Consider the following 18,169-nt stretch of genomic DNA (forward strand, 5'->3'; position numbering starts at 1 on the left):
TTTCCTATGAAGCAAGTACTTTAATCCTCCTGATTATAAATATTAATTTGCTTAAATCAAGTTTAGAAGCAACTATCTCATCTAAAAAACTATTATAACGTTCTATGTAGTCCTTATCATTACAAGCCCAGGTTTGAACCTTATCTTCGGGGTTATCAGTAGCTTTTATGACTTTAACAGCTAGCTTGTGATGGTAATTGCTTAAATCGTCCAATAAATCATTAACTAAGCTGCGATCCCAATAAGAAGAGCGGCTTTTCATCTTGATGGCAATTGTTCTAATCAGATCGAATCTTAACAGCGACTTTAACTCAAAGTATATTTTACCAGCATCAAGAATGGACAAAGATGTCTGTTCAGCAACAGATATAATGTCCAGTGCATAAGCAAGAACGTATAGATCAGCAACTTTTTTTGCTAGATCTTTATTTATATTAAGTTCTACTAAAGAAGTTGATCCATGGCTACAGACCTTTAATAGGTGTTCATCTAAAACATCAGTTAAGTTCTGGCCTAAAGTTTCAATTGCATCTTTAAATTTTGTAACATCATCCAACTCTACAAAGCTAAGCTTGCCAAGATTTTTCACTAACCAAAACGATACTCTGCCAATAAATTTCTGCACGTTCCTCACTATTTGTAAGTATGAGTTAACATCAATTTTTCCATCCAATTCATCAATTTTCTGCCACAGGCTGTTTAAATCATACAGGTGGTTAACAACAATATATATGTTAACCGCTTCTTGTACCTTAATTCCAGTGTTCTCAGCCAAATTATTGATGAATATACAGCCCATTCTATTCACTACATCATTTGCAATGCAAGTAGAGATAATTTCTCTACGAAGTTGGTGTTTTAATATGAAATCCTTAAACTTTGTTATCATCTTTTTAGGAAAATAACCTAGCAAGTAGTCATTAGATATAAGATCTTTTTCAGGCAGATCGGAATGTATAATGTCATTTTTTATTGCCGTTCTAGCATAAGACATTAGAATAGAAAGCTGAGGAGAACTGAAACCTTCTGCACCAGTTAACATCCTTGCTATCTCTTCTTCAGTTGGAAGAAATTCTACGCTTCGGTTTAACAGCCCAGATTTTTCTAAACTGAGCAGTAACCTGTGGTGCTGCTCCAATCTCTCTTTAGCTTGCAAACACTCAAGAAGTAATGCTTTTGTTTCAATTCTGTTGTGGTTCTCAAGCACTTTGGATGCAACTTCGTCCACCATACTTGCCAGTATTTCATTCCTTTTTTCTAAAGAAACACCCCCTGCTTTCATAGCTGAAACAAATGCAATCTTGATGTTAACTTCAAGGTCCGAACATATCACTCCGGCTAAATTATCAACAAAATCTGCATTTATATATCCACCTCTTTCAGCATATTCTATTCTTCCAAGCTGTGTGCATCCCAAATTTCCGCCTTCTATAAACATAGAAGCTCTAATATCTTTACCATTTACTCTTAACTCATCGTTTGCTTTGTCACCGACCATGCTATGATTTTCACTCTTTGCCTTAACAAACGTGCCAATTCCTCCATTCCATATGAAGTCCACTTCTGCTTTGAGTAGATATCTAATCAAATCACTTGGAGGTAGCATATCTTCTGTTATATCAAAGCATTTTTTTATTTCTTGAGAAATGTTTACTTGCTTGCTGCTACGCTCAAATACTCCTCCACCCTTAGAAATCAAATCTTTGTTATAATCCATCCAAGTTGAAAATGGTAACTCAAAGAGACGTTTACGCTCTGTGAAACTCTTTTCTGCACTAGGATTTGGATCAATAAAAATATGCATATGGTTAAATGCGCCGATTAAATGTATATTTTTTGAAAGCAGCATACCGTTTCCAAATAGATCGCCAGCCATATCTCCAATTCCAATAACAGTTGCATCTTGGTAAATATCCTTATTCATTTTCCAAAAATGCCTCTGCGCTGCAATCCATGCACCTCTGGCTGTAATACCCATTTTTTTGTGATCATAACCTGCTGATCCACCAGATGCAAATGCATCGCCAAGCCAAAAATTGTATTCAGAGGCTATTTGGTTTGCATAGTCAGAAAAAGAAGCAGTGCCTTTATCTGCTGCAACTACCAAGTATGGATCATCCTCATCATACCTAATCACATTCTCTGGTGGAATTATTTTGCCATTAACTACATTATCAGTAATGTCAAGCATTCCCCTGATAAAACTCTTATAGCATTCAACACCTTTCTCTCTTAAAATATCTTTGTCTTTATAAACTTGCTTAATTACAAACCCACCCTTTGCGCCAACAGGTACAATAACCGCATTTTTTGTCATCTGAGCTTTCATGAGCCCCAAAACTTCAGTGCGAAAATCTTCCGTCCTATCCGACCACCTTAAGCCACCACGGGCCAATTTCCCTCCTCTTAGATGTATTCCCTCAAAAAGATTTGAATAAATATACAATTCACGATATGGACGAGGATCAGGCAAACCATTTATTTTATTTGAGTCAAATTTTGTAGATAAATATGGTTTATCGTCTTGATAATAACTGGTCCTTAAAATAGCCATTATCAAGTTAAATATCGAGCGCAAAACGTAATCATGTGAAACATTGCTGATCTCTTTTAGAAGTTCCTCAATTTTTTCTATGAAAATGTCCGTGGTTTCTGCTCTATCAATGTCTATGCTAGGATCAAATCTTGCATGAAATAGTTGTATCAAATACTTTACTATTTTTGGATACTCTGAGACTACCTTTTGGATATATTCTGGATTGTAGTTAAATGACGTCTGCTTTAGGTAAGCACTGAGCGCTCTAACCAGAAGCACTTCTTTCCACTCCAGTCCAGCAATAATGACCAAACTATTGAAATAATCATTTTTAATTTCCTTTCTAAACACTTTCGCAAGTGTTATTTCAAATTGCTCTTTTAGAGTAATGTTGTCTATTAATTCATCGACTCTTGACAACACAAAATGGTGTATCCATATTCCGCCGTTAATTTCTATGTAATAGCCATTATGAGATAGAATCTTAGCTCCCAAATTCTTAGTGATCCTTAATATCTTCGATAATTCAAGGCCTCTATTGCTTGGAGTATAAACCTTTAATTGATAATTAAGATTATCACAAGTAAGTCTTAAATCGACCTCGCTAACTCCTTTTTTCCTCACTATCTCCAATTTTTTCATATCGTAATATGCGTCATGAGGTTCGAAACTCTCTTGATAGCTTATTGGAAATGCCTTGCAATAACGGATGAATATATCCTCAACAGTACTAAAAGTATTATATAAATTGTCTATAAAACGATCTTCCCACTTTTCCGTAATGTTCCTCAATTTGTTTTCGATACGCAAAACTTCGTCATCAGGAACACTAGCATTTTTGGTCTTTAGCACTACATGCAATTTCATCAAATCATATTCATTGATAATGTGATTGTTATAAATATCTGAACTTTCTGCACTTGTCTCATCCTTCAATATGTCACGTATCTTGAACATTAGCCTAGCGCTAGCATAACGCATTGGTATCAGCACTATGCAACTAATAAAATCCCTTACTCTTCTTAAAAATAATCTGACCCTTGGCCTAATCGCAAGAGACATGATCGAAATGCAAATTTTAAATAATTCGTCTTCATTTGATTGGAATAATTCATCACAAGAGAATGCTTGTAAAATAGAAATTAAAGCTTTGTTATTGTGGCCCCCGGTTACAAACCCTGCATTTTTTTCTATAACTTTAACTTTATCTCTTATTATTGGAATAGTTCGAATATCTTGGACCTCCGCTACAGAAGTAAATAGCCCGAAAAAACGCCGTTCCTTTACTACATTACCCTGGTCATCAAATTCTTTTACTCCTATACAATTCATGTATGTACGCCGATGGACTATTGAGATTAGATCTGATCTCAATATGTATAGGGAATCAAGGTTTGCAGAAGGAATCAACGTACTTTGACCTACTCTTATCAGGCCAAGGTCCTTTTTGCTATCACAGACGAGTTTTTCATCTTTACCAGCAATATATTCTTGATAACCTAGAAATACAAAATTATTGTTTTTTAGCCAATCTAAGAAATCTTTTCCTGGTGTCACTCCAGCGTTCGACGCTGGCTGCTCGATGGCAAAAAGAAGACTTTTTGCTTCATCAAGTTTCTTGAGCATTAAGTGCCAATCTTTCACAACGCAATTAACTGCTTTCAGCGTTTTTTGTAGAGATTCTTTTAATGTATCAACAAAACTGTCACTTATACCTTTGATAATTACATATATAACTGATTCTTTGACTCCATTGCTTTCTTCCAAGGAGTAAATCTCATCTATTAGGCCATCTTTTCTTTTAATGTTAATTATGCTGTTGCTGTAATAGCATATGGTTAAATTGTGCGATTTAATAGTTGCAATAACAGAATCAACCAAAAATGGCATATCATCGTTTGTTATCTTAATCGTGGTAAAATCGCCTTCTATTCCTGGTATATCATCTATATTGCTTACTACTAACTTACTTTCATCTTTCTCTTTTTGAGAAACAAAATTGTAAGCATCGTTTACAATATATAGCAAAAACTTATCGTTGGCTTTTAGGTCGCTTTTATAAACAAAACTATAAAAATACTTAATAAATTTTTTAATTTTTTCTTTATCTTGCTGATTTTCTTGATCAACTAACTCAAATAAAGACTCAGTGTCAACATTATGATCTATACACATTTTTTTAACAAAAATACACAGTGAACTTAAACCTTTTTAACTAAGATTTCATTATCAAGAGCGTACACTATTAGCTCATCATTTTCTACTACTTCCCCTGATAAAACTAATTTAGCTAAATTATTTTGAATACACTCTTGTATAACCCTTTTTAGGGGCCTTGCTCCATATTCAGGGTCATAGCCAGTTTGTGCTATTAGTTCTTTAGCTTCCTGCGACAAACTTATACTCAGTTTACGCTTAGCAAGTGTTTTTTGTAAATAAGAAAATTGAACATCTATAATTTTATAGATGTCATCTCTGGTTAAACTGTGGAATATAATAATTTCATCCAGCCTGTTTAAAAATTCTGGACGAAATGCTGATTTAACTATTTGCATCACTTCGCTTTTTACAGAGTTAGCAACTCCTCCTTCCGATGTCATTCCAGCGCGTGAAGCTGGAATCTGCATCTGGATCCCAGTGTCAGCTACTTGGATGACAGGAGGTAGAGTCTCATTTTCTGTAACTCCCTTAAGCATTATCTCTGCACCAAGGTTAGAAGTTAAGATCAGTATGGTGTTGCGAAAATCAACTAATTTGCCATGACTATCAGTGAGTCTACCCTCATCCAAGATTTGCAGCAATAGATTAAATATATCTGGATTTGCCTTCTCTATTTCATCAAACAGAATAACCTGATATGGCCTTCTTCTTACTGCTTCGGTTAATCTGCCACCTTGCTCATAGCCAACATACCCTGGAGGCGCGCCAATTAGCTTTGAAACAGAATGTTTTTCCATATATTCTGACATATCAAAACGCAAAAGCGCTGATTGATCGTCAAACAGAAATTCAGCAAGGGCTTTTGCCAGTTCTGTTTTTCCAACCCCGGTTGGGCCTAAGAATAAAAATGAACCGAAAGGTCGATTAGTATCTTGCACACCAGAGCGAGAGCGCCTAACTGCATTACTTATTGCTTCTATCGCGCCTTTTTGCCCTATTACTCTTCTTCCTATTTCATTCTCCATGTTAAGAAGTTTTTCCTTTTCGCTGTGCATCATGTTATCAACTGGAATTCCTGTCCACTTTGAAACAATGTTTGCAATATCATCTCCAGTCACTTCTTTCTTTAAGAAACTATCAGTAACCTTTTCCTGATTTTTTAATTCATTCTCAAGCTGAGGGATCACACCATACATCAGCTCTCCTGCTTTTCCTAAATTTCCACTCCGCTGAGCCAATTCCAGCTCTTTTCTGGCGTTATCTAATTTTTCAACTGTTTCTTGTATTCTAGCTATTTTATTCTTTTCCATCTGCCATTTGCTGTTCAAGTCAGCAAATTTACTGTTTAGATTTTCGATCTCTTCATTTATCTTTTTTAAACGCTGTTTAGAATTTTCATCACTTTCTTTTTTTAGGGCTTCTGCTTCAATCTTTAGCTGTATAACCTTTCTCTCAAGTTCATCAATAACTTCAGGCTTGCTATCCATTTCAATTCTCACCCTACTTGCTGCTTCATCAATCAAATCAATTGCTTTATCAGGTAAAAACCTATCTGTTATATATCTATTGGACAACGTTGCAGCAGCAATTATTGCACCGTCTGTAATTCTTATACCATGATGCACTTCATATCTTTCCTTCAAACCCCTGAGTATTGAAATGGTATCAGTTTCAGTTGGTTGAGAGATAAACACAGGCTGAAAACGCCTTGCAAGTGCAGGATCTTTTTCTATATGCTGACGATATTCATCTAAAGTTGTGGCTCCTATACAGCGAATTTCTCCACGCGCAAGAGCAGGCTTTAGCAAATTTGAAGCATCCATTGCACCACTTATTGCTCCTGCTCCAACTAAAGTATGAAGCTCATCTATAAACAAGATAACTTTTCCCTCCGCTTTCGAAAGCTCATTAATAACTGCTTTTAACCTTTCTTCAAATTCTCCTCTAAATTTTGTTCCAGCAATTAATGCGCCAAGATCGAGGGCTAAAACTTTTGCATCACGCAAACCAAGTGGCACGTCATTTGCAACGATTCTATTTGCAAGCCCCTCAACTATTGCAGTTTTTCCAACACCAGGTTCACCGATCAGCACTGGATTATTTTTTGTCCGCCTCAGTGATACCTGCATAGTTCTTCTGATCTCTTCATCACGACCAATTACAGGATCAAGCTTGCCTTGCATAGCAAGCTCTGTAATATCCTTTGTATATCTCTTAGCCGCGTTCAATTTTTCCTCACTGTTTGGCGAGTCTGCACTGCTACCTTTCCTCATGTCTGTAACAACTGAATTTAATTTTTGCGGTGTAACACCATTCTCTGCCAGAATTTTGCCTACAGTATCATCTTTTTGTGCAGTGAGGCCCTGCAGTAAACGCTCAACAGCAACAAATGAATCTTTATTTCTCTTTGCAATACCAATTGAATCTTCAAAAACTTTTGCTATTTCTCTTGAAAGTTGAAGGCCCCCACTTCCTGGACCTTCAATTACTGGCAACTTTTTTATTGCGCTATCCACAGCATCAGAAATACTTTGCACATTTCCACCACAAGCGTTTATCAAATCCTGAACTAAACCTAATTCATCCTCAAGCATCACTTTGAGTAAATGCTCAGGCATAAAAATCTGATGCCCAGCTCCCAACGCTTTCATCTGAGCACTTTGAATTAGACTTTTTGCTTTTTCGATAAATTTATTTAAGTCCATAACACCAGTTAAATTCGTATTTGCTGATGTATATAACAACTGATTTCATAAATTTAAACCTAAAGTTGTTTATTGTTAGGTATGGTCTGCAAAAATTTAAAACTTTCTTAAGAACCTGTTTAAAATCTTCGTAATAGGAGAGAAATGAAGGAAAGGACAATCATTTGCAAGCTGGTATTGAGTTTACGTTCGCAATTTTTCCACAACTGCCTACACTTTTCCAACCAAGCAAAAGAGCGCTCAACGACCCATCTCTTTGGCAATACAACAAAGGTCACTGGGATCCAGAAAAGTTTGCTTGTTTATAAGCAAACTAGCATGGAAAGTAGCTGATCTTATACTAAATGAATGTTTTTGATGAGGTTGCATAGAAGCTGGATTCCAGTGTCAAGCACTGGAATGACAGCAGTCCTACGTCATACCACCGCGAACCGTCATACCGCCGCGGTATTTCTAGATCCCGCTAACAAGTAGCGGGATGACGATTGTCAGGGTGTCATTCCAGCGCCCCTATGACGTCATCCAAGTAGCCAACACTGGGATCCAGGAAACTTAACTCTACACCAAGTAAATGTACAATAAGAACTAGATTCCAGACTGGAATGACAGCAGTCCTACGTCATACCACCGCGAACCGTCATACCGCCGCGGTATTTCTAGATCCTGCTAACAAGTAGCGGGATGACGATTGTCAGGGTGTCATTCCAGCGCTCCTATGATGTCATCCAAGTAGCCAACACTGGGATCCAGGAAACTTAACTCTACACCAAGTAAATGTACAATAAGAACTAGATTCCAGACTGGAATGACAGCAGTCCTACGTCATACCATCGCGAACCGTCATACCGCCGTGAATTAACCGTCATACCGTCACGGTATCTCTTGACATAGATCCCGCTGCGGGATGACGAATTACTATACTACCGCGAACCGTCATACCGTGATTCATTCACGGTATCTCTTAGCCGCTAACAAGCAGCGGGACGACGATTCTTCAAATCGTCAAGGTGTCATCCGAGTAGCTTGACTACTTGGATCCAGAAAACTTAACTTTAAACAAGTGGCTGCATAATAAAGACTAGATTCCAGCGTCACGCGCTGGAATGACACCATTTTCGGTCTCTTAAATTGCTTTAGCTAGAAACATTAAGAAATTTACCAAATAAAAAAAAGGCAAAAGAAGCCCCGTGGTGCGAGTTTTGACTCTATATTACTGTAAGTGGCGCTGTAATAATGTGCTAACGCTTAAAATAAGCGCGATTTGGCTGAATGTAGAAAAAATAAAAAAGACATGCAGCCGCTATAATTTTATGTAATCCGCCAAAAAATACCCTGAGTTTTTTACTGAATTTTGTCATTGAGCCTGCAGGTCAAAAACAAGTTTTGAGTCATAAATACCCTTATTGTCATAATAAGGGGGCTGGCGGAGTTTGTCAAGCAACTTTCTATATAATATTTTCTAAAATAAATGGACTTCTCGCATCCAATTTCGGCAGCGCATGACACACAACTGCAATGACAAGGTGTTGTAAGATATTATCACAAACATCATATTCACACGAAATACTTGACTTCACTTGTACTAAGAAGCATTTTATATATATTGTGTGCCCGTAGCTCAGCTGGATAGAGCAACAGCCTTCTAAGCTGTGGGTCGTAGGTTCGAATCCTACCGGGCACACTCTTCTATCAATACTTTCTATAAATCTTCAAGTATTCTGGCACCACATTTTCAATTGCTAATGGTCGAACCTTCATTGTTTCAAGGTCAGCTGACTTTTCGATTGAGCTATTCATCATAACTTTCACCTGATCTTGAGTAAGCACAGGGTTCGTATCTCCAGTTATTGGTTTTAGCAGCATAGAAATAATTTTATTTTCTAAAAAGAAAGCTATTAACTTTGCCATTGGAAAAGATACATTGATCAACAAACACTTTCTGTTAGTAACATTCAGAATAAACTTCAATAAGCTTTTGAAAGAGTAAACCTTTGGTCCACCCATGTTATAAATTTTCTTGTCTTGCTTATTAAAACTGATAATACGATATACCACTTCAGCTAAGTCTGTTACACATATTGGCTGAAATTTAGTCGTTCCATTGCCAATTAGCGGCAAAAAAGGAAGAACAGTTGCTAATCTTGCAAATTTATTAAAGAAGTTATCTTCTTTACCAAATACAAGGCTTGGCCTAATTATTATTGCTTCTTGAAATGCTGAAGTTACAGCTTTTTCACCTTCCAATTTACTTTTGGCATATTTTGACAACTTGCTATTTTCTATTCCCATAGCGGAAAAATGTATCATCATAGGTACATTTTTCATTTTTGCAGCTTTTGCTATCCTTTCAGCTATTTTAACGTGAACAGCGTAAAAATCGTGCTTTTTTGCTTCATATAATATTCCCACTAAGTTTATGGCTACATCACATTCTTCCATACCCTCTAGAACTGATTTTTCATCAAAAAAATCGCCTTTAAATATTGATATTTGTCCCAAATTGCCACACAATTTTAAACAAGCAGCTTTTTCCTGATTACGAGTGAATATCTTTATTAAATATCCTTCTGCTGCCAAGCGTCTTACGATGTGTTTCCCTATAAACCCCGTTCCACCAAAAATAATTACACGTTTTGTCACGATTAAAGTTCCTAATAATTTGTTACTGTAAATTAATACAATGATTTTGCTTAATATTCTATTATGAATTCCCGTACAATAAGATCCATTTTCATTCTTCGTGAGCCTTTAACTAGAATTGCGTCATTATTCTGAATAATGTTAGCTAAATCACTTTTCAATTGATTAGAATCATTAAAATGCGCGCCTCTTATATTATCTGGCAAAAGCTCATGCAATTCTAACATAAATTTACCAACTGTATAAATTTTATCTATATTATTTTCTGTGACAATCTTAACCAAATCTGTATGAAATTCTATGCTTTTATCACCAAGTTCCAACATATCACCAAGCAAAGCTACTTTTCTCTGATTAGAATATGTACTCAAAGTTTTTATTGCAGTTTTCATCGAAGCAGGGCTGGCGTTATAGGAGTCATCAATTAAATGTATATATTTTTTATTGTATTTGACCTTATGAATATTGCCTCTACCTTTCGTTACACTAAAATTCTTAAGTGCAAGTGGTAATTTTGATAAATCAAGTCCGAGGCTCTGCACAACTGCTGCAACAACAAGTAGCGAATAAGCAAAATGCTCACCTTGTACACGTAAATTACAGTTTATAATTTGATTATCACTCAGCCTGATTTTTAAACTTAATCTATTAGCAACTCGGTTTGATGTCATTCCAGCGCGTGACGCTGGAATCCAGTCTTTATTATACAACCGTCTGATATGCTCATTTGCAATTGAACTTCCTGGATCCCAGTGTCTGGGCACTGGGATGACAGAAGATAGTGCTGAAATGACAGAAGATTCATCGTTTCTTATTAAGTTTAGTAAACAAACTTCAGCATTTTTATCTTTACCGAGGCTTATTACATTTCTATTGGCGCGTGATGAGAGATAATCATAATATTTATTATCTCTGTTCAAGACCAAAGTACCATTACTTTTCATACCATATAGAATTTCTAACTTCGCTTGTGCAACGTCAAATAGTGATGAAAAATTTTCAGTATGTGCAGGTTCGATGTTGGTAATAACTGCAATATTTGGATTACTAATCTTTGATAATTCTTTTATTTCACCAGCTTTATTCATTCCCATTTCAAGGATTAAGTACTGGCAGTTTTTTGGAGCTTTTAGAATTGTCAAAGGCAATCCTATATTATTATTTAAGTTACCTTTGTTTGCATGGGACACTCCATATTGCGATAAAACAGTGTGCAGCATATCCTTTGTAGTGGTTTTCCCGACACTGCCTGTAATTGCAATAATTTTAGCATCAACAAGAATATTTCTAATATAGTATGATGCCATATCGTGCAAAGCTTTCAGGGTATCTTGTACAATAATGAGAGGGAAATTTTTATATTTACCCTCACTTACTATTGCAGCGGCAGCCCCTTTTAAAAACGCTTCATGCAAAAAATTATGGCCATCAAAATTCTTTCCCTTGAGTGCAATAAATAAATCACCTTTTTTTATGCTTCTTGTGTCCGTTGAAATATTTGAGCTATGTGTCCAATTACAACCATTTACGCCTCTTCCGCCAGTTGCATCAATGATATTATTTGTATTCCATTTAAACATAATTTAGAGAGTACTCTTTAAAGTAAATTGAATAAAGTAGCAAATACCACATGTTTTAGACAATGTATAAATAATGGTTGCAATCCCTATAATTCTATCTTATAATGGATATAGAAGTTTAAATTTTTTCGTCTATAATTAAAATGTATTTAGTTGTAGAAAGTAACTTGGAGGTGTGTATGCCAAAAAACGACCAAAATGAAGAATCTAAAGTTGGTAATGCAGCTTCGGGAGTAGGAAATTTTCTGGGTAGAGGTATAGGAGCTCTATTTGGGGGTATAATATATCCTATACAGCCAAAAAACTGGTTTAAGTCTCGGGGCGAAATGTGGCACGACATAAAAAATGGCGGGCGTTATATTATTGGCAGCCCACTTGAAGAGTATGACCCACCTATAGAAACCACACAAGCTAGTGAGAATCTTGGTGTAGAAATAACAGAGCAAAAGAAAGGGAAAGGAAAGGTAGCTTTTTTAGCGTCAAGGACTCTGACGGGAGGTATACCTTATTTGAACGATGAACAATTAGGTCAAATAAAGAAAAACCTGCCAAATGTAACTATTTTTAGAGAAGAAAACAAAATTGTAATTGAAATTAACGTTGAGGAAATAGCTAACACTATTAAAACTAATCCTGATAATAAAGGCAAGAGCAAGAAAGAAATAGAAGAGCTTGTTCTTAAAGGAATTGCTAATAAAGTTGACGAAGACCTTAAGAAGCTTGCAGGAATTACTGGTGGAGAATTTAAAATTCATACAGACTTAAAATTGCTGAATGGTATTGCAGAAAAATTGTATCGAGAATATGATAACCAGAACAAACCATCAAAAACTCCAGGGCCAGCACAAACTGGAAAGTCACCAGGGCAGTCTTCAGAAACTGTTACAAGTACAGATGAATTAGTAAAATCTTTTAACATTACTAATCCTAACGAGTTTCCTTTTGGTAAAAGTAAAGAAGCTATTTCTCCTATAAAAAATATGCAGTTATCAGAACGAGATATCAAAAAGCAAGCAGAAGGATTGGGAAGTACTTTTTTGAATTTTGAAGATGCCTCTTGTGAAGTAATAAAACCACTATCTACGCCTAATGTAGAAAGAAATAAAGGAAGAGGGAAAGGTCGCTCTTAAAATATGAGCAATGAAGTTTATGATAGCAATAACATCTTTGCTCAAATATTAAGAGGTGAGTTACCTTGTGAGAAGGTACATGAAAATGAAAATGTACTAGCTTTTCGTGATAAGTACCCTGACGCACCAGTTCACATTTTAGTTATACCAAAAAATCAATATATTTCATACGATGATTTTATTCTAAAAGCTTCTGAAGAGGAGATAGTAAGTTTTTTCAAAATTGTCAGAGAAATAGCACATAAATATAATTTAGAAAAAACAGGATATAGATTAGTCACTAACTACGGTGAAAATGGAGAGCAGGTTGTACCACACTTTCACGTGCATATTTTAGGTGGTAAAAAGTTAGGAAAGCATGTAAACTCATAGTGTTATATGTTTTGTTAAATGAGCGAATATCTAACCATAGTAATCTTTATCTGCGTATCAATTGTAGTATCTTTTGCTTTAGGTATATTGCCTATGTTTCTTGCAGTGAGTAAGCCAGATGGTGAAAAACTTTCCACATATGAGTGTGGCTTCAATCCACTATCCAGTGCAAGAAAAAATTTTGACATTAAATTTTACCTAGTTTCAATATTATTTATAATATTTGACTTAGAAATCGCTTTTCTTTTTCCTTGGGCTGTTTCTTTATCTAAGATAAGCTATGGTGGATTTTGGTCTATGATGGTATTTCTTGCAATACTCACTATAGGTTTTATCTATGAATGGTGTAAAGGTGCATTAGAGTGGGAGTAGTTTATGACAAATCAAATTCTATCTAATGATGACTGGGGTCGTTATAAAAAAGAAGGGTTTCTTGTTACTAAATTTGGTGATTTAATAGATTATGTAATGAATTGGGCAAGGTCTGGTTCATTGTGGCCAATGACATTTGGTCTTGCATGTTGCGCAGTTGAGATGATGCATACTGCATCCAGCCGTTATGATCTTGATAGATATGGCATAATGTTTCGTGCAAGCCCACGTCAATCAGATGTGATGATTGTTGCTGGCACACTAACTAATAAAATGGCAGCAGCATTGCGCAAGGTTTATGATCAAATGGCAGACCCGAAGTATGTTATTTCTATGGGAAGTTGTGCAAATGGTGGTGGTTATTACCATTATTCTTATTCAGTAGTCCGAGGCTGTGATAGAATTGTGCCAGTTGACGTGTATGTCCCTGGATGCCCACCAACCGCTGAGGCGTTGCTATATGGAATGCTATGCCTACAAAACAAAATAAAACGAACTCAGAATATAAAGCATGGATAAAACTGCAAGGCATATACAAAAAAAGACCAAGTGTGAGTGCATTCAAAAAGATGATGGCATTATTGTAATATATTCAACTTTAGATGAAATTGAAAAGCACCTATCCTTTCTACGTGATGATGAAAAGTGTAGGTTTGAACTATTAGTTGATATTTTTGGGGTTGACTATCCAGATCGAGAAAAGCGCTTTGAGTTAGTGTACAATTTACTCAGCATTGTGCATAATATTAGAGTACACATAAAACTTCAATTATGTGAGGGCGATATGCCTCCAAGCATAGCAAAGGTATTTAGCACAGCTTCGTGGTTTGAGCGTGAAGTGTTTGATATGTATGGAATAGAATTCTCTGATCACCCTGATTTGCGTAGGATTCTAACAGACTATGGATTCAAAGGTCATCCAATGTTAAAAGATTTCCCTCTCACTGGTTATGAGGAAGTAAGATACGATATAGAGGCAAAAAAGGTTGTATATAATCCTATAGATTTATCGCAAGATTTTCGTATGCTTGATAGCCTATCGCCTTGGGAAGGTAAAACCATAAAAGTAAATACAAAGGAGTAGAAAATGACAGTACAAAGAAAAAAAATATCTTTAATCGGTGCAGGAAATATCGGTGGAACTCTTGCCCATATGATTGCACTAAGGGAACTCGGCAATGTTGTTTTACTTGATATTAGTGATGGAATACCGCAAGGTAAAGCACTCGACATAGCAGAATCATCCCCTATTGATGGATTTAATTCTGGTTTAACTGGAACTAATCAATACAAAGATATAGAAAATTCTGATGCAATCATCATAACAGCAGGCATTGCTAGAAAACCTGGAATGAGCAGGGATGACCTCCTGCAAACCAATGCTAAAGTAATGAAGGAGGTTGGTGAAAATATTAAGAAGTATTCTCCAAATGCGTTTGTAATAGTGGTTACCAACCCTTTGGATGCCATGGTTTCAGTGGTGCATAAATTTTCAAACCTTCCAGCTAATATGGTTGTTGGAATGGCAGGAGTGCTTGATTCTTCCCGTTTCCGTTATTTTCTTGCAAGTGAATTAAATATTTCAGTTGAAGATATATCTGCTTTTGTGCTTGGAGGACATGGTGACACTATGGTACCACTCATTAATTGCACTTCTATCGCTGGCATTCCACTTACCCAAGTTATCGATATGGGTCTCATTACGCAGAAAAAAGTTGATGAAATAGTTGAACGCACTCGCAATGGCGGTAAAGAAATAGTTGATCTGCTTAAGTCTGGATCTGCATACTACGCTCCTGCATCTTCAGCTATATGCATGTTAGAGTCATATTTAAAAGATAAAAGGCGTATATTACCATGTGCTGCTTACCTTAATGGTGAATATGGTGTAAAAGATTTGTTTATTGGTGTTCCTGTAATTATTGGAAAAAATGGAGTTGAAAAGGTCCTAGAAGTTAAGATGGATAATAGTGAACGAGAAATGTTCGATAAATCTGTGAATGCAGTGAAAGAACTATTTAGGCTCATAAGCAAATCAATGATTTTATAGAACTTCCTTGTAGCTCAAGTTTCGTAAACAGCCTAAAAAAGTTGCTTGTGGTTATTTCTGCTACTTTGTCGGGTGACTCATTCCATAACTCTGCCAAACAATCCACAACATATTTTACCATTGCTGGTTCGTTCTTTTTTCCTCTGTAAGGCTCAGGTGATAGATACGGTGCATCAGTTTCAACCAAAACACGTTCGCGTGGTACACCTTGTGCAATTCCTCTGAGTAAGCTCGCATTTTTAAAAGTAATGATTCCAGAAAATGAAATATATAACCCTAAATCTATAGATTGATAAGCAAGCTCTTTAGAGGAAGCAAAGCAGTGCATTACTCCACTAAAAGCACAGGTTTTCATTTCTGACTTTAACATATCGATCATCTCACTATCAGCACTCCTAGTGTGAATAACTAAAGGTAACCCTGTTATTCTTGCTGCTTCTATGTGTGATGCAAAACTTTTTTTCTGATTGTCTTTGTTGTCAGATTTATAAAAATCTAACCCGGTTTCACCGATACTAATTACCTTTTGATTCTTAGTAAATTCAACTAATTCATCAGCATGTATACACTCACCGTTTTCTATAGCAGCATCAAGTGGATGTATACCAACAGAGAAGTAGACTTGATCGTAGGATGAAGAAATTTTTAATAATTTAGGGATATCATCAATGCTTACGCATATGTTATGCAAAATTTTTACACCATTTTGCTCTGCCCTTGAAATTACTTTTGGTATTTCATCATCGGAAAAATAAATCAAGTGGCAATGAGAATCTACTATCATGAGCTTATTGTAAATTTTACTCAATAATAGAGGTTTTTATTATAGAAGAAAACTCTTCTATCACTGTCTTATAAACTTCTTTTTTAAATGATATAGCATTGGCTACTAAATCATCTATACTTTGCCAACGCCACTCTTTGAACTCTGGATGATCAGTATAATTAATATCAATATCCTTATCCTCTCCATAAAATTTCATTAAGAACCACCTTTGCTTTTGACCAGAATATTTCCCATTCCAGCACTTTGGTATAACTTCTTCAGGCAAGTTGTAGTATATCCAATCCTTGCTTTTAGTTATAACCTTTACTTTATTAGTACCAACTTCCTCTAGCAACTCACGTAACGCTGCTTGTTCCAGTTCCTCACCATCATCAACACCTCCTTGTGGCATCTGCCAGTAAGAGTCGCTATCAAAGCGTTTTCCAATAAAGGCATGTCCTTGTCTGTTAAATAGCATTATGCCAACACAAGGACGATACTTATCTTTCTGCTCAACCACGAGTACGCTCTGTTTTTAAATGATTTGTTACAGAAGTTTTAATTAATTTTCCATTTTTTTCTTCCTTCATCTCTTCAACAATTTTCTTTGCAACTTCCTTTGCACTTAAGTTTGAGTTATCAATTTCAAGTGTACCTTCCGGTATAAATAGCCTTTTCCCTTCAATTCTTTTCATAACAAAATCCGAATCAATAATTTTATTTTTCCGGCATCTCTCCTTTGAGTGAATACGCCTTGCTAGTTCTTCGTCATTACAATGTAACACTACAGGAAGAATTTCCATATCCATTTTTTTACTTAAATTTACCACAGAGTTGTATATTCTCTGATCATAAGGGTCACCCTCTATCAATTCATTTGTAAATATATAATGTTTTGATTTTATGTAGTGTTTTTCTAGTATTGCTAATATATTTTCCCTAACTGCAAAAATTTTTTCCCATAGTTCATCTGGAACTTCAGCATCCTGCAATTTAACAATATCAAATATAATATTATTGAATAGATTATTGCTTACTATTACTGCATCAATGATTTTACACAGTTCCTTTGCAGTAGTAAACTTACCACTGCCTGGAAAGCCGATTAAGTAGATGAGAGTCTTGTCCATAATGAATACTAGTAGAAAGCTATTTTCAATTATATATAAAAGTATATCATTGTACATGCTAAAAACATGATGATAAAATAGATGCAGGTAATACCTTTTTAACGAACAGTCGCGTTGAAAATAGTTCATATTTAGAGATTTTGAGTGTATAATTATAAGTAAATTAAATAATTTAAGATGATGACTAATGTATCCAGTGATACAGAATCAATAAAAAGCATGATTGTAAGTATAATAGATCAAAATAAAGGTCACGATATAGTTACTCTCGATGTGCAGAATAGAACCATTATTGCAAAATATATGATTATTGCATCTGGTGATTCAAGTCGCCATGTGAAAGCGTTAGCTGAACACGTAATAAAAAGTCTCGAGCGACATGATAAAATAGATGTAGAAGGTATGGATGAAGGCAATTGGGTGATTTTGAATTTTCAAGGCATAATGGTTCACATATTCAGGTCAGAAGTAAGGGAGTATTATAAAATAGAAGAGTTATGGAACTGATTGCCTGGATAGCTGGTGCACAACTGCACAAACGTTGTAATTTTGAAGGCAACTCCTGCACAGGTAGTGGTGTCATGAAAGTAGCTGACACTGGAATCCAGTTTTTCATGCAATTTCATCGAAAACGTTGTATAGTGTGCTTGTTTATAATTAAGTTTTCTGGATCCCAGTGTTGGCTACTTGGATGACATCTTTCCCTATTAGGGTTACCTTCGGCATTA

General features: G+C 35.7%; 15 protein-coding genes, 1 tRNA gene and 1 pseudogene. 9 read left to right on the top strand and 8 right to left on the bottom strand.

From position 1 onward, the window contains the following. Positions 1-4: 4 nt before the first annotated feature. From ABWU36_RS02840 to ABWU36_RS02850, 3 genes and pseudogenes are all read right to left on the bottom strand, one after another. Positions 5-4,711 carry an NAD-glutamate dehydrogenase gene (locus ABWU36_RS02840; RefSeq protein ID WP_353272973.1) on the bottom strand — a complete coding sequence of 1,569 codons (4,707 nt, stop codon included), beginning with the start codon at positions 4,709-4,711 and terminating at the stop codon, positions 5-7. A gap of 26 nt (positions 4,712-4,737) precedes the next feature. Then, positions 4,738-7,401 (bottom strand): ATP-dependent Clp protease ATP-binding subunit, encoded by a 2,664-nt coding sequence (locus ABWU36_RS02845; RefSeq protein WP_353272974.1) that lies wholly within the window; start codon positions 7,399-7,401, stop codon positions 4,738-4,740. A 119-nt stretch (positions 7,402-7,520) separates the two neighbouring features. Then, a pseudogene (locus ABWU36_RS02850) lies at positions 7,521-7,676 on the bottom strand (transposase); the annotation flags it as partial. A 1,332-nt stretch (positions 7,677-9,008) separates the two neighbouring features. Between ABWU36_RS02850 and ABWU36_RS02855 the strand changes: the two are divergent. Next, a tRNA-Arg gene (locus ABWU36_RS02855) sits at positions 9,009-9,082 on the top strand. Between the two features lie 8 nt (positions 9,083-9,090). On the opposite strand, the gene ABWU36_RS02860 is transcribed toward ABWU36_RS02855, so the two are convergent. Both ABWU36_RS02860 and ABWU36_RS02865 read right to left on the bottom strand, forming a co-directional pair. Beyond that, a complete protein-coding gene (locus tag ABWU36_RS02860) occupies positions 9,091-10,041 on the bottom strand; it encodes a complex I NDUFA9 subunit family protein (RefSeq protein WP_253307182.1) in 951 nt (316 codons plus the stop codon). 50 nt (positions 10,042-10,091) lie between these two features. Then, positions 10,092-11,621, bottom strand: a complete 1,530-nt coding sequence (locus ABWU36_RS02865; protein WP_253307181.1) for a UDP-N-acetylmuramoyl-tripeptide--D-alanyl-D-alanine ligase — start codon at positions 11,619-11,621, stop codon at positions 10,092-10,094. Positions 11,622-11,800: 179 nt separating this feature from the next. On the opposite strand from ABWU36_RS02865, the gene ABWU36_RS02870 reads away from it, so the two are divergent. Genes ABWU36_RS02870 through mdh form a run of 6 tightly spaced genes read left to right on the top strand, consistent with a single transcriptional unit; the run spans position 11,801 to position 15,545 of the window. Further along, positions 11,801-12,751 (top strand): hypothetical protein, encoded by a 951-nt coding sequence (locus ABWU36_RS02870; RefSeq protein ID WP_353272975.1) that lies wholly within the window; start codon positions 11,801-11,803, stop codon positions 12,749-12,751. 3 nt (positions 12,752-12,754) lie between these two features. Further along, positions 12,755-13,123, top strand: a complete 369-nt coding sequence (locus ABWU36_RS02875; protein WP_164224547.1) for an HIT domain-containing protein — start codon at positions 12,755-12,757, stop codon at positions 13,121-13,123. Between the two features lie 18 nt (positions 13,124-13,141). Continuing rightward, a complete protein-coding gene (locus tag ABWU36_RS02880; protein WP_006279576.1) occupies positions 13,142-13,495 on the top strand; it encodes an NADH-quinone oxidoreductase subunit A in 354 nt (117 codons plus the stop codon). Between the two features lie 3 nt (positions 13,496-13,498). After that, positions 13,499-14,014, top strand: a complete 516-nt coding sequence (locus ABWU36_RS02885; RefSeq protein ID WP_164224545.1) for a NuoB/complex I 20 kDa subunit family protein — start codon at positions 13,499-13,501, stop codon at positions 14,012-14,014. Further along, the gene (locus ABWU36_RS02890; protein WP_253307178.1) at positions 14,007-14,579 is read left to right on the top strand and encodes an NADH-quinone oxidoreductase subunit C; all 573 of its coding nucleotides are present in this window, start codon (positions 14,007-14,009) and stop codon (positions 14,577-14,579) included. Before ABWU36_RS02885 ends, ABWU36_RS02890 begins: the two co-directional genes overlap by 8 nt. Before the next feature lie 3 nt (positions 14,580-14,582). Then, positions 14,583-15,545 carry a malate dehydrogenase gene (mdh, locus tag ABWU36_RS02895; RefSeq protein WP_353272976.1) on the top strand — a complete coding sequence of 321 codons (963 nt, stop codon included), beginning with the start codon at positions 14,583-14,585 and terminating at the stop codon, positions 15,543-15,545. On the opposite strand, the gene ABWU36_RS02900 is transcribed toward mdh, so the two are convergent. Genes ABWU36_RS02900 through ABWU36_RS02910 form a run of 3 tightly spaced genes read right to left on the bottom strand, consistent with a single transcriptional unit; the run spans position 15,520 to position 17,441 of the window. Continuing rightward, a complete protein-coding gene (locus ABWU36_RS02900) occupies positions 15,520-16,329 on the bottom strand; it encodes a TatD family hydrolase (protein ID WP_353272977.1) in 810 nt (269 codons plus the stop codon). The genes mdh and ABWU36_RS02900 overlap by 26 nt on opposite strands. A gap of 16 nt (positions 16,330-16,345) precedes the next feature. Then, positions 16,346-16,831: an RNA pyrophosphohydrolase gene (locus tag ABWU36_RS02905; protein ID WP_253307175.1), complete on the bottom strand. Its 486-nt coding sequence runs from the start codon at positions 16,829-16,831 to the stop codon at positions 16,346-16,348. Next, entirely contained in the window at positions 16,824-17,441 is a 618-nt protein-coding gene (locus ABWU36_RS02910; protein WP_253307174.1) for an AAA family ATPase, read from the bottom strand. Before ABWU36_RS02910 ends, ABWU36_RS02905 begins: the two co-directional genes overlap by 8 nt. Before the next feature lie 180 nt (positions 17,442-17,621). Here ABWU36_RS02910 and rsfS point away from each other — a divergent pair, with 180 nt between their 5' ends. Further along, entirely contained in the window at positions 17,622-17,948 is a 327-nt protein-coding gene (gene rsfS, locus ABWU36_RS02915) for a ribosome silencing factor (protein WP_253309997.1), read from the top strand. Continuing rightward, positions 17,939-18,136 carry a hypothetical protein gene (locus tag ABWU36_RS02920; protein ID WP_265017553.1) on the top strand — a complete coding sequence of 66 codons (198 nt, stop codon included), beginning with the start codon at positions 17,939-17,941 and terminating at the stop codon, positions 18,134-18,136. Before rsfS ends, ABWU36_RS02920 begins: the two co-directional genes overlap by 10 nt. The last annotated feature ends 33 nt before the right edge of the window (positions 18,137-18,169 follow it).

The sequence above is a fragment of the Wolbachia endosymbiont (group A) of Portevinia maculata genome (assembly GCF_964028525.1).
Taxonomy (GTDB): domain Bacteria; phylum Pseudomonadota; class Alphaproteobacteria; order Rickettsiales; family Anaplasmataceae; genus Wolbachia.